The sequence below is a fragment of the Paenibacillus sp. BR2-3 genome, from assembly GCF_046529485.1.
GTDB lineage: Bacteria > Bacillota > Bacilli > Paenibacillales > Paenibacillaceae > Paenibacillus_AQ.
Genome location: NZ_CP126311.1, coordinates 3,482,484 through 3,495,125 on the forward strand (window position 1 = coordinate 3,482,484; position 12,642 = coordinate 3,495,125).

A 12,642-nucleotide genomic window follows, 5' to 3' on the forward strand; every position below is an offset into this window, starting at 1 on the left:
TTGGGAGTGTTCTTTGATACGTTTAATGCTCTATAACCAGCATGCTCCATTGATACACGGTTGGTACCGTGACGGAAAGCGTATATCCCCGCTCCCCTTCTTCCAGGGAATATTCCAAATCCCGGGGTCTGCCCATGTCGATATCGGGGCTTGCCGTAAATACGGAACGGATCTTCTCATTGACCTGTATATGCACAGTCAAGTTCTCCACCACCGTCGGCCGGTTCTTGCCTTCATTCCAGTAATCTTCGGCATTATTCGAAAGATTGACAAAGTTAATCAGCTTATACTTTTCGTTCTCCCTGACAATGGTCCATACCTTGTCCGGTTCCCCATACGTGGAATAAGACGCACCGCTGAATACATATTCCAGATTATCTCCCTCAACATGAGTCATGGAGACGTCGCGCAAGGACGGATCATGAAGCACGTGAACGTAACGGACCATAAAGTCGTAATAATTCCGGATTTCACGCATAAAGGCCTCGCTTGCCACAGAATAATCCACGTAATACCCCTGGGTAAGCACCCCGTTGTTCTCCCCTAGCAGAAGATGATAGGCACCATGCGAGAAAATCACCGCTGACAGCAGCAGCGCAGCGGCATTTGCCTTGTCAATGTTTTCCGGGGATTCCAGCCGGAAGGGCTTCAAGTAGGCAGCAAGAATAACGGGCTTGCCATGACCGAATTGTTTAGCCCAGGCAATAATTTGCTGAATGTGGTGATATCTTTCGTAAGGATTCCATACCTCGATGTACACAGCATCCTGAGCTGCCGCTCCCACCGTATTTACAGGCCAGTTGCCTACATTATTGAAGATCAGGCCAACATCCTCTTTGCTCCGGCTCAGCTCCTTGCGGGTATTCTCGATCAGAACCGGGAATTGCTCCTCCAGACGCTCTACCTTTTCCACGCCGCCGAGTCTTGAAATTCCAGTCTTCGGATAGCCATAGGTATCCATATGGATACCGTCGAAATCGACCAGCTCGATCGTCTTTTTGTATTCTCCAATAATGTGCTGATGCCAGGGCGATTCCTCGCTAATGTTCATGATGGAAAAAATATTAATGAAATCAATAACTTTTCCGTTGCTGTAATACAGCGCCCACTCCGGATGCTGCTCATAAAACGCCTTGCTTGAGGCATAAATCGCACCATAAGCCATGGTCTTCATTCCGTAGGTGTGGCACAGAGCGATTTTCTCCTTAACCACCTTCAGGCTGAGTTCTCTGCCCATCAGATCCGTAAACACATCTTCGGGAGGGACCAGATCATCATGCCGGTACATCCAGTCGTAGAACTGAACCAGATTGATATGCAGTTTATTGAGGTTCGCCACGTCCTTGGCGTCCCCCTCCTCACGTGAATGAAAATCACTTAAAAAACCGTATCTGGGGGATTGCCTCCAGTTCGAAACTACATCAAAAGCCGTTGAGAAGTGTTCGGGCTCCGCTCCAGCCTGCGTAGTAAGAAGCAAATCCACACCGTATCCCTGAAAAGCTTCATGAAGCGGGCCAAACTCCATCCTGTGAATCAAAGTGGCATTACGATCGATCACCACTTCCTGGGACTGTTTTTCCAGCACGCGATTCATATTCATAAGCTCAGTTGTCAGGAGAACCCGAACTTCATGCTGCAGCGGATTGTTCAGTTCAACCTCAATGCGTACCGGTTCACCGGTAACATACTGAGCCTTATTCGGATAAGCATCCTTAATCTTCGGAACCATTCTGTTCACCCTTTAACTGCGCCGGCAGTTATTCCTTTAACGAAATATTTTTGAAAAACCAGAAATGCAATGACAGCAGGTCCAAGACCTATGACAGCGGCAGCCGCCATCAGATTCCACTGCGCACCGTATTGTTGAAAGAACATGGAGACGGCAAGCGGAATCGTTCTCATGGATTGATTTTGCAGGAAAAACACAGCTTGGCCGTAATTGTTCCATATCGCCAGCCCTTGCAGAATAACGACCGCAGCCGTTACCGGACGGAGAAAATGAAACGTAACTCTCCAAAAAGCCGTAAACGGCGTACATCCGTCTATTATTGCGGATTCTTCAATTTCCCGGGGAAGCACTTTAATGAAGCCGGCATACAGGAATATGGAAAACGGAATGCCGTTGGATGCCATCAATAAAACCATGGCCCAATGGGTATTGATACCGCCGATTGATTTCATAAGCGTATAAAGAGGTACTGTAATAATGATCGCCGGAATCATCATGCAGATCAGCAGCACATTAAAGACGGACTGATGAAATTTGTTGCTGTACCTTACGATGGCATAACCCGCGGAGCTTGCCACGAGAATAATGAGAACTGCGCCTCCCATGGTAATAATCAGAGAGTTAAGTGTAGCGAGCCCCATCTTTGACGTTTCCCACGCTTCCGAGAAATTGGAAAAGTCAAAATCGGGCAGCAGTGACAATCCATTAAACAAGGTGCGGGAGGGCTTATTCAGCGCCAGGTACAGCAAGATATAAAAGGGAATTAAGGACAGCAGCGACATGCCTGTTACCAGCGCATATTTACCTATTCTTCTAGTATTATTCATATCGGCGGCCCTCACATTTCGAACTCTTTCTTATTGATATATCTCATAAAAATGAACACAGGAATAATAATCATTGCAAACAGAACCATCGCTACTGCCGTCGAATACCCGGTAAAGCTTCCATACAGCATGCGGAGAATATAAATACTAAGTGATTCCGTGCTGTAGCCCGGCCCGCCGTCAGTCAGTGCAATAATGACTTCAAAGACGGACAGTGACCCGATGATATTGGTGACCACATTGATTTTGATCGACTGCACGACCATCGGAATCGTAATGTACCAGAGCGATTTCGCATACCCAGCCCCGTCGATTTCAGAGGCTTCATACAGCTCTTTTGGGATGGATTGCAAGCCTGCCAAATAAATAATCATCGTCATTCCTACAAACTGCCAGACATTGATGAATACCAATACCATCAGCGCCGAATTCGCATTGCCCAGCCAATCGCCGCTTGACCCAAGGTGCAGGCTGGCCAGCAAATGGTCGAGAAATCCTCGATCGGGCTGAAGAATGAAATACCAGATATACCCCATAATTAACGGGCTAATGACCGCCGGCAAATACACGACTGCCCGCACAAAGCCTTTTCCCTTAAAGGGGCGATCCAGAATCAGCGCGTATAAGAAGCCGAATATATTAAGAAGGGGGGCGCTTCCGATTGCAAAGAAAACCGTATTATAGACATCTCTTTTCGCCCGGGCATCATGGAAAAAGTCGACAAAATTCTGCAGGCCGATAAAACTCGGAGCCGATATGCCATTGGAATCCGTCAGGCTGATCCCGATCCCCTGCATTAGCGGATAGATAAAAAACAGTCCGAACAACAGAATAGCCGGCAATGCCATAAAATAATGCAGGTTATTCCATAACTTACGAATTACAACCATGTCATCTCTCTCCAATCCAGTACCGTGACCCGGCTGTGTCCTCCGTCTTCACTTCGGCCGGGTCCCGGCATTCAAGTCTCTTTATTTGTGGGTTGCTTTCCAGGCCTTATCCCAAGCGTCTTTATAGGCTTTGGCAAAATCCAGAGAATTGGAGTATTGGCCTGCGAGCAGTTCCTGCACCATTCTGCCGGCGTCATCACCGGAGAAGCCCGATGGTGTATCCGTGAATGGAATGTTTACCCCTGTTTGAAGCGCCTGATTGGCCTGGTCTTTAAGCGGTCCCCAGTCTGCTGTCACATCTGTAAATGCTGGAGGCGACTTCAGGAACTCGCTGTAGGTTTTAAGATTTTCCGGCTGCAATAAGAAATCAAGGAATTTCTTGGCTTCCTCCGGATACTTGGACTCGGAAGTAATCGCATATCTGGAATCGTCAGCAGAAAGGACGACAGGCTTCGTTCCATCCTGGATGGACGGGTACGGGCTGAACCCGATATCATTCTGGAAGTCAGGGTTGATCTTGAGCAGATCTCCCAGTACCCACATGCCTTGGCTGATCATCCCTGCTTTCCCTGTAGCAAAAGCTTCCTTCTGGTTGTCATACGTCGCCGTCAAAGCATCTTTGTTGATCAGACCGCCGTCATTCAGCTCCAGCAGCCGCTTGGCGAAAGTATCAATAGGGCCGTTTTCCTGGTCGAACTTCAATTTATCGGATTCATTGTTAATGAAGGCTTCACGGGAGCCGTTCACTCCAAGAGTTTGCTTAATGATTCCGTGAGGAAGGAATTCGATCAAGTGTCCAAGCGTCCATGACTCTCTTCCGGCAATAAACATCGGAGTGACGTCCGGCTTCTTGTCCTTGATGACCTGCAAATTACTTTTAAATTCATCCCAGGTTAAGGCTTCTTTCAAACCCAGCTCAGTAAATAGTTTTTTGTTGTAAAATATACCCGCCATTGTGACGTTCGTCGCTACCCGGTACTGCTTGCCTGTCTTCACATCAGTCGAGAGCTCTTTGATGGCCGGAAGCACTCTGGACCAGAACGCTTCACCCGAAAGATCCAGGTATTTGCCCTGATCGATGTAATCCTGCTCAACCACTGTCGTAATGTCGGGAATATCGCCGGAAGCGAACTTTACTTTAATGACATTGCTTGCGTCCTTTTGATACTCCTGTTCAACCTCGATCCCCGGGTTCTCCGAATTGAACTTTTGAATCAAGGTGTTCATTAAATCAACCGTTTCCACTTTTCCGGTGAAAAACTTCAGCTTCACCGTTTCTTTTGGAGCCTGGCTGGCTTCCTGCGTCGTACCGGAATTGTTCGTCTTCGTGTTCGTGTTCGATGATTCTGCGTTATTGCCACCGCATCCGGCCAGCAAGCCGAACATCATTACGCTGCTGAGCAGCAAACCGAGTTTCTTTCTTTTCATAAGTGAATCCTCCCTTTTTGGCCCCTCGTAGTGTTCTTCGTTACAATCTCATCATAAGACCGAATGCCCGGATGCAAAACACCGTATTTTTACACAAGGGTACGATTTTTGCAGATTAACGAAAAACAAATTGTAGACGCTTCCCGAAACCTATACACTGGATTTGGGGGGAATAGATATGTATAAATGGAAAAGCTACCGCTACTGGAGCATCAAGAAAAAGCTTCTCTTCTTTTCAGTTCTGTTTATTCTGGGATCGGTCTATCTGAATTCCATTCTATCTTATTCGAAATATACCATGGATTTTGAAAAGCAGTCTTCTGACCAGGTGCAGCAAATTATCGCCCAGGTTTCCTATAATCTCGACACGTACCTGGACGACCTGTTTCGTCTCACTCTATCGCCCTATATGAATGACGGTGTCATGCAGACTCTGGAAGAGGATACACAAAGCTCCCCATTGGCCCAGCTCAAAAAACGCCGCTATATCGACAGTTATCTGGAAGAGATGATGATCTATCCGCGGAAGGATATCAATCGGGTGTTTATTTTGACGGATGAAATTTATACGGTCGGACGCATGCCTATAGGTGTCGATTACGACAGCCGTTTCCAGGAATTCGATTGGTATAAGAAGGCGATGACTACGCAGGATTCCATCTTCGTGCCTACACATACGCAGCAAATGGTCAAAAATGAAGGCCCCAAAGTCTTCTCCATCGTGAAACAGCTTCGGAGCACGCGGGATACGCAGCAAAAATTAGGGGTCATTAAGGTGGATGCCAACTATAACGGAATTGCTGACATTTGCAGTAAAGTGGACATGGGACCGGACGGAGGATTATTTATTGTAGATGAAAATCACAATGTAATTTACAGAAGCACCAGCCGGTTAAACGCCGAGTTTTTCTTCGATAAAGTAAAAGCAAGCGGTAAACAAACCGTAACGATTAAAGAAGACGGAACCTCTTATCAGCTCAATTCGACCGTTCTCCCGCGTTCCAATTGGACGATTGTGGCCGTCAGTTCTATTAAAGTATTGAATCAAAAGGCTGCGGAAACGAGAAACTTCGGTTATATTATTGCGCTGGCCTGTTCTCTGCTCGCTTTTATCCTGATGTATTTCTTTATCCGCCGTTTTCTGTCTCCTCTGCTGAATATCGTGAAATTAATGAAAGAGTTCGAGCAAGGGAATCTGTCGGTCTCTTTTCCGGCACACAGAAACGATGAGATGGGATATCTCGGCACCTCCTTTAATGGTCTTGTCTCGAGAGTTAACGAAATGCTGGATGAAAATACACAGCTGGTCAAGCAAGTATACGAAACGGAGCTGCTGCAGAAAGAAGCCCAGGTACAGGCCCTGTACAATCAGATCCGGCCCCATTTTCTGTTCAATACGCTGAATATGATCTCCATGCAGATGCAGACAGGCAAGCAGGATAAAGCCATCGACCATCTGCACAAATTGAGCAGTATGCTGAGAAGCATGACCCTCATGGACAAAGACATCCCGCTCCAGAAGGAAATCGAGCTTCTTAAAGCTTACTTGAGCATTCAAAGCAGCCGCTACGAAGGCAGACTGGAGTTCGACCTGAACATCGATCCTGCCTTGCAGAGGATGTCCATACCCGCGCTGCTGATTCAGCCAATCGTCGAGAACGCGGTCATTCACGGCTGCGAAGCCAAGCGGGAAAAAACAAACATTCTTATTTCTGCAGAGAATACAGCCCGCAATGAGGTTCTGATTACCATCCGGGATAGCGGCCTGGGGATGAATATGGAAACCTTGCAGAAGCTCCGGGATAAGCTGGAACAGAACGATTTGGAGAACCAGATCAGCAGAGAGCAGGAGTCGGGCAACAATCTCACAGGAACCGGCATCGGTCTGCTTAACGTGAATAAACGGATTAAATTAAAATATGGCCCGGAGTTTGGGATTAAGGTAGACAGTATTCAAGGGCAAGGAACCACCGTATATATTCATTTACCCGGAACCGGACTTTGAGAGGAGCGAGAAGGATGTATAAAGTACTGATCGTTGATGACGAACCGCTGGTCCGCGAATATTTGAAATTGCATATCACTTCAAATCATCCGGATTGGGAGGTTGCGGGGGAGGCTATGGACGGGCAGGAGGCCTGGGAAATGCTTCAGGAAATACGGGTTCATCTAGTCATTACCGATATTAAAATGCCTGTCGTTGACGGTCTGGAACTGTGCAGACGCCTGTCCCAAGCGAAGAATCCTCCCATTATCCTGATCTTGTCCGGCTTTGATGAATTCTCTCTTGCCCAGGAAGCCATTCGCTTTGGGGTGCAAAGCTATTTGCTGAAGCCAGTGATCTTCGATGAATTGGTCGAGGCCTTGACACAGGTGACCGCCCAATTGGACCGCAAATTTCATGAGGAGCTCGCTTTTCTGGCGATGGGTAAGGTCTCTAAAGAAAGCCAGGCCCAGGTGGTCAAACAATTCCTGAAGTCCCTGGTTAGCGAGAACAGCGTAGAAATCAAGGCGCTTTATCCGCTGGTCTTTCGTCTGAAAGTGCAGCTGATCGAAACCGAGGGCCTCATTATGGTGCTTGATCTGGATGAAGACAAGCTTGCCAGGAAAGGAATACCTTACAGCGACATCCCTATCTTCCGTTTTATCCTGAATCAGATGGTGGATGAGCTGTCCCAGGAGAACGAATCGGAATTTGTATTCCTGGATGAAGACCAGAACACCTGCGTCCTGGTCACGGGCGAAGACAAAAACCATATTGAGCTTAAATGCCGTTCACTCTATGACAAAGTCTCCTCGGCCATGCTTTCGAGTACAGGGATTACCGTCTCCGGTGCTCTGGGAACCTTTGAATCCGAGCTGTTTCATCTGCAAGGCTCTCATGCCAAAGCAACCCGGAATCTTAACCATCGCCTTTTCTCGGAGGAGCCCGCCCTCTTCCGGCACTGTAATGAGGAGATCCAGCTTCAGCGCCTTGCCATTCTCGATCAGACGTTCACCTCCATCCAATTTGCCATTCTGGATCAGAATGAGGTTGCCTTTTTGATGGCGGTTAAGCACTATTTTGAAAATATTCGGGATCTCAGCGCCCTTCATGTTATGAAGTTCGGCTTCTATCTGGTCCGTAAGCTTTCGAATGGATCGTTGGAACGCAAGAGTGAATTTCTGAATAACGCCTATCATCATCTCCAGCTGGCATACCGGAATCCCCCCGAGTCTTCCACCGAGGCCATAATGGCCCTGTTTCGGGAACTGTTCGATTGCTTGACCAAAGGCGGCCGGGAGGAACCTGTACCGGAAAATGAGCAGGACATCGTCAGCAGAGTCAAGGCTTATATCTATTCCCATTACGCGGAGCCGTTAAGCTTGGCCCTGCTCGCCGAAAAGATGGGGATTACCCCGGGCTATTTGAGCAATATTTTTCACAAAAGTATGCAGGAATCATATATTAAATTTTTGACCCGTGTACGGATGGAGCAGGCCGCAAAGCTGCTGAAGGTGCATCCTCCCGTTAAAGTGTACGATGTCTCGGAAAGAGTCGGTTATGTCAGCGTAAAGCATTTTTCACATGTGTTTAAGCAATTTTATAATACCCCTCCGGGCGAGTATCAGGAAAAGCACCTTGCTTACGACAGCAAACAAGTGTAGGCATCAGCATGTAAAAAGGGCGGCCATGGGCCGCCCCTCAATCATAGATTCACCGGCCGGTCACGCCCTGCTGCTCCTGCTCAAGACGGAGATTTCCATAGCTGAAATCGCAGAACGAAACGGTTTTGAAAGTACCCCCTACTTCTCCCGGCGTTTTGCCCATAAAATCGGAATTTCTCCGCTGCGCTTCCGCAAACGGTCTCCAGAAGTTTTGGTAAAGGGCAATTTTTTCCGAGGGTCCGCATAATTATAAGACATGCCTTAATGTGGAGATGTTGAATATGCGAGCATGGCCTAAATACGCTGTTATTTTTGTGGGGAGTTTACTGATTGCGGCAGGGACCAATTTTTATCTTGTCCCTTACAAGATTCTGGATGGGGGGATCATCGGGATTGCCCTTATCATCAATTATTTGTCCGGTGCCAAAATCGGTCTGATGATCCTTCTCTGCAGCATTCCGGTGTTCCTGTTAGCCTGGTTGAAGGACCGGGATATCATGTACAACAGCGTGCTGGGTTTGTTATGTTCGTCGTTTTTAATCGAACTTCTGGGGCCGTTGCAGTACTATTTTTTGTATTATTTCGAGCTCGGTTCCATCTCCAGCGCCATTATTGGCGGCTTTCTGCTGGGAAGCGGTCTGGGGATCATGCTGCGCTTCAAAGCCAGTACAGGAGGAACAGATCTTCTCGCTCAATTTATAAAGAGGTACATTCCTGTCAATGTCGGGGTTCTCATTTTTTTGACGGACGCCATCATTATTAGCGCCGGGGGTTTACTGATTTCAAAGGAAACTTTCCTGCATTCGATCCTCACCATTGCCTCCGGCGGAGTGGCAACAGGCCTGTGCACCCTCGAAACCTGAGATGAAATTACCCGGATAAAAAACATCAAATCCTACTGTTAATGTAGGGTTTGATGTTTTTTCTGTTGCCTGGCTATTTTGATTCTTAAAAACCCTTATATTGGGGTTCTTCATTCTCTAACTGCTGTACGCGACTCTCCACTTGCTGAAGGATTTGTTGGGTTTGCTGGGCTGCATTCGTAAAGAGTGTTTTAGCTTCTTGATTTTGTGTTTCCAAAGCAAATTGTTCCATACTTGCTTGGGCGCTTTTCAAAGAAGCTACGCAGGTTTTGACTTGAGAAGCTACTGTCACAGGGTGCACCTCCTTTAAAAGGGGATAGGTTTGCTTACTCTCAATACCGAAATATAATGTTTCCGTATACCGCCTAAAACATGCACTTAAGCCTTCAATAACATAAAACTAAAACTTATACACAGGAAATTCCCGCTTGGCGATGCATGAATATTATGGAAACAGGGCATCTTTATATTTGTCGATTAATGGAACTCAGAAAGAAGGAAGGAAGCAGTCATGCCGGAATGGATAGAAGTTGCCTTACGCACGTTGTTAGCTGTTGCGGTTCTTTTTGTGATGACGAAGCTTTTGGGAAAAAGGCAGGTATCCCAGCTTTCTATGTTTGAGTACATCACTGGCATCACAATTGGCAGTCTTACCGCCTATGTATCGTTAGATTTGCAATCCACATGGTATCTAGGCCTCGTTTCGATGATAGTTTGGGTAGGTGTTTCCCTGGGGATGGAATTCTTGCAGCTCAAAAGCAAAACCGCAAGGAACATCCTGGACAGTAATGCAACAGTGCTCATTAAGGATGGCAAGATATTGGAGGATAATTTAAAGAAGGAAAGGCTGACCACGGACGAGCTGATGGAGCAGCTGCGGACAAAAGATGTGTTTAGAGTGGCCGACGTCGAATTTGCCCTCATAGAGCCAAGCGGCAACGTCAATGTTCTGTTAACCAAAGAGAACCAGCCGTTAACCCCCAAGCATCTGGGTATTAAAGTCGCTCCAGAGCAAGAGCCTCAAACTGTAATCATGGATGGAGAAATTATGGATGAGCCGCTAGCCACTATAGGTTTAAGCCGGCAATGGCTGAATACGGAACTGGAGAAATTGGGCGTTGCCATTGAGAACGTATTTCTGGGTCAGGTCGATTCTTATGGCCAGTTATATGTTGATTTATTTGACGATCAGATCAAAGTGCCTCAGCCCCAAAAGAAAGCCGCGCTGCTGGCGACATTGAAAAAATGTGAAGCCGATCTTGAAATGTTTGGCCTGTCGACGAAAGAACAAAAAACGAAGCAGATGTACAAACAATGCTCGGTAGCCTTAGAAAAGGTTATTAATGAAGTCAAGCCGTTACTGATACGTTAAAGGAGGATGTTCATGGCCAATAGTAAAAAGAAAAAGTTAACGCCGGTGCAGCAGGAATATAAAGAGCTAGCCGATAGTGTGGAACCCCCGAGACCGCTTTTGAAAAACTTCTTTCGTGCGTTTATAGCCGGGGGATCTATTTGTTTGGTCGGACAAGCAATTCAGGAAATGTTCGTTCATTGGGTCGGCTTTGATGAGAAAAAAGCAGGAGATCCTACGGTGGCGGTTTTGATTCTTATTTCCGTCATCCTGACCTGTCTAGGGGTGTACGATAAATTTGCCCAGTGGGCCGGTGCGGGTTCAGCAGTACCTGTGACCGGATTTGCGAATTCCATGGCCTCAGCGGCGATAGAACATCAAAGTGAGGGCATGGTGTTAGGCGTTGGCGGCAAGATGTTTAAACTGGCTGGACCGGTCATTGTATTCGGAACCGTTGCTGCTTTTATCGTTGGGATCGTGCATCTACTGATTAAAGGCGGAGGGGGATCCTGATATGTTGAAAGGTCACCAGAGCTGGATATTTGAAAATAAACCGGTCATTCGCTCAACGGCAACGGTTGTAGGTCCCTTTGAAGGCCGGGGACCACTTGCCAATGATTTTGACATTATCCACGGAGACTCCATGCTGCAAGAAGAAAGCTGGGAGAAAGCGGAGAATGTATTGATCGAAGAAGCTGCAAAGCTGGCTATTGAAAATGCGGGATTAACGAAAGAACAAGTCCAGTTTTATATCGGCGGCGATTTAATGAATCAGATTATTAGCAGCAGCTTTGCCGCGCGAACCTTAACAATCCCTTACATAGGTGTATTTGGTGCCTGCTCAACATCGATGGAAAGTCTGGCGTTAGCGGCTAATCTTGTGAATTCCGGTTCGGCCAAATTTGTGTTGGCAGGGACATGCAGCCACGATTCCAGTGTGGAGAAACAGTTCCGCTATCCGACCGAGTATGGCTCGCAAAAACCGCCAACCGCCCAATTTACGGTAACCGGAGCCGGAGCTGCCGTAGTTTCCACGGACGGTGATGGGCCCGTCGTCACTTCAGCAACAATTGGCCGTGTAATCGACATGGGTATTAAAGATCCGTTTAATATGGGGGCGGCGATGGCTCCCGCAGCGGTGGATACGATCCAGGCCCATTTTCGCGACCTGGAAATTGAACCTGGATATTACGATTTGATCGTAACCGGTGACCTCGCTAAAATCGGTTATGAGATCGCTTGTAAACTGTTTAAGAAGCATAACTTCCCCATTGATCAAACCGAATATTCCGATTGCGGAATGATGATTTACGATTATGAAACTCAAAAGGTTCAGGCTGGTGCAAGCGGCTGTGGGTGTTCGGCAGTTGTTACCTATGGACATTTGCTGAAACGTATCCGAAAGGGCGAATTGAAACGAATCCTCGTTGTTGCCACGGGTGCGCTTCTCTCCCCGATCTCCTTCCAGCAAGGGGAAAGCATCCCCTGTATTGCTCATGCCGTATCGATAGAAGCCGGGAGGAGTTTGTGATGATATTTTTATGGGCATTTCTGGTTGGCGGTGCAATCTGTGTCTTCGGCCAAATTTGTTTCGATGTATTTAAACTCACACCGGCCCACACGATGACCTTGCTCGTTGTGCTCGGGGCGATTGTCGACGGACTTGGATGGTACGAGCCATTAATTGAATTTGCCGGCGCAGGAGCTTCAGTGCCGATTACGAGCTTTGGCAACGCGCTCGTTCATGGTGCGCTTCAGGAACTAGAGAGCAACGGTTGGATCGGGATTATTACCGGAATTTTCGAGGTAACCAGTGCCGGGATTTCTGCGGCGATTATTTTTTCATTTTTAGCTGCATTGTTTGTGAAGCCTAAAGGATAATAACACCATAAATTCGACCGTACGA

Annotated in this window: 13 protein-coding genes; 8 read left to right on the forward strand and 5 right to left on the reverse strand. The window is 47.3% G+C overall.

Features of this window, described 5'->3' with window-relative positions; all coding sequences use genetic code 11:
* Positions 1 to 22: 22 nt before the first annotated feature.
* The 4 genes from PaeBR_RS16710 to PaeBR_RS16725 form a co-directional block, all read right to left on the reverse strand.
* Positions 23 to 1,729: a glycoside hydrolase family 66 protein gene (locus PaeBR_RS16710; protein ID WP_410511669.1), complete on the reverse strand. Its 1,707-nt coding sequence runs from the start codon at positions 1,727 to 1,729 to the stop codon at positions 23 to 25.
* A gap of 5 nt (positions 1,730 to 1,734) precedes the next feature.
* Entirely contained in the window at positions 1,735 to 2,556 is an 822-nt protein-coding gene (locus PaeBR_RS16715; protein ID WP_410511670.1) for a carbohydrate ABC transporter permease, read from the reverse strand.
* A gap of 11 nt (positions 2,557 to 2,567) precedes the next feature.
* Positions 2,568 to 3,446 (reverse strand): carbohydrate ABC transporter permease, encoded by an 879-nt coding sequence (locus PaeBR_RS16720; protein ID WP_410511671.1) that lies wholly within the window; start codon positions 3,444 to 3,446, stop codon positions 2,568 to 2,570.
* An 81-nt stretch (positions 3,447 to 3,527) separates the two neighbouring features.
* Entirely contained in the window at positions 3,528 to 4,874 is a 1,347-nt protein-coding gene (locus PaeBR_RS16725; RefSeq protein ID WP_410511672.1) for an ABC transporter substrate-binding protein, read from the reverse strand.
* A gap of 178 nt (positions 4,875 to 5,052) precedes the next feature.
* Between PaeBR_RS16725 and PaeBR_RS16730 the strand changes: the two genes are divergently transcribed.
* The 4 genes from PaeBR_RS16730 to PaeBR_RS16745 are packed head-to-tail and all read left to right on the forward strand — an operon-like array spanning position 5,053 to position 9,385.
* Complete coding sequence (locus PaeBR_RS16730; RefSeq protein ID WP_410511673.1) at positions 5,053 to 6,879, forward strand: sensor histidine kinase; 1,827 nt, start codon at positions 5,053 to 5,055, stop codon at positions 6,877 to 6,879.
* 14 nt (positions 6,880 to 6,893) lie between these two features.
* Positions 6,894 to 8,522, forward strand: a complete 1,629-nt coding sequence (locus PaeBR_RS16735) for a response regulator (protein ID WP_410511674.1) — start codon at positions 6,894 to 6,896, stop codon at positions 8,520 to 8,522.
* A gap of 25 nt (positions 8,523 to 8,547) precedes the next feature.
* Complete coding sequence (locus PaeBR_RS16740) at positions 8,548 to 8,769, forward strand: helix-turn-helix domain-containing protein (RefSeq protein WP_410511675.1); 222 nt, start codon at positions 8,548 to 8,550, stop codon at positions 8,767 to 8,769.
* Positions 8,770 to 8,803: 34 nt separating this feature from the next.
* Positions 8,804 to 9,385 carry a YitT family protein gene (locus PaeBR_RS16745; RefSeq protein ID WP_410511676.1) on the forward strand — a complete coding sequence of 194 codons (582 nt, stop codon included), beginning with the start codon at positions 8,804 to 8,806 and terminating at the stop codon, positions 9,383 to 9,385.
* An 85-nt stretch (positions 9,386 to 9,470) separates the two neighbouring features.
* Here the strand turns inward: PaeBR_RS16745 and PaeBR_RS16750 are convergent, their stop codons facing one another.
* Entirely contained in the window at positions 9,471 to 9,677 is a 207-nt protein-coding gene (locus tag PaeBR_RS16750; protein ID WP_410511677.1) for a DUF1657 domain-containing protein, read from the reverse strand.
* A 219-nt stretch (positions 9,678 to 9,896) separates the two neighbouring features.
* Between PaeBR_RS16750 and PaeBR_RS16755 the strand changes: the two genes are divergently transcribed.
* Genes PaeBR_RS16755 through spoVAE form a run of 4 tightly spaced genes read left to right on the forward strand, consistent with a single transcriptional unit; the run spans position 9,897 to position 12,617 of the window.
* A complete protein-coding gene (locus PaeBR_RS16755; RefSeq protein WP_410511678.1) occupies positions 9,897 to 10,757 on the forward strand; it encodes a DUF421 domain-containing protein in 861 nt (286 codons plus the stop codon).
* Between the two features lie 12 nt (positions 10,758 to 10,769).
* Positions 10,770 to 11,249: a stage V sporulation protein AC gene (gene spoVAC / locus PaeBR_RS16760; protein WP_410511679.1), complete on the forward strand. Its 480-nt coding sequence runs from the start codon at positions 10,770 to 10,772 to the stop codon at positions 11,247 to 11,249.
* Position 11,250: 1 nt separating this feature from the next.
* The gene (spoVAD, locus tag PaeBR_RS16765) at positions 11,251 to 12,267 is read left to right on the forward strand and encodes a stage V sporulation protein AD (RefSeq protein WP_410511680.1); all 1,017 of its coding nucleotides are present in this window, start codon (positions 11,251 to 11,253) and stop codon (positions 12,265 to 12,267) included.
* Complete coding sequence (gene spoVAE / locus PaeBR_RS16770; RefSeq protein WP_410511681.1) at positions 12,267 to 12,617, forward strand: stage V sporulation protein AE; 351 nt, start codon at positions 12,267 to 12,269, stop codon at positions 12,615 to 12,617. The genes spoVAD and spoVAE overlap by 1 nt, the downstream gene beginning before the upstream one ends.
* Positions 12,618 to 12,642 lie beyond the last annotated feature (25 nt).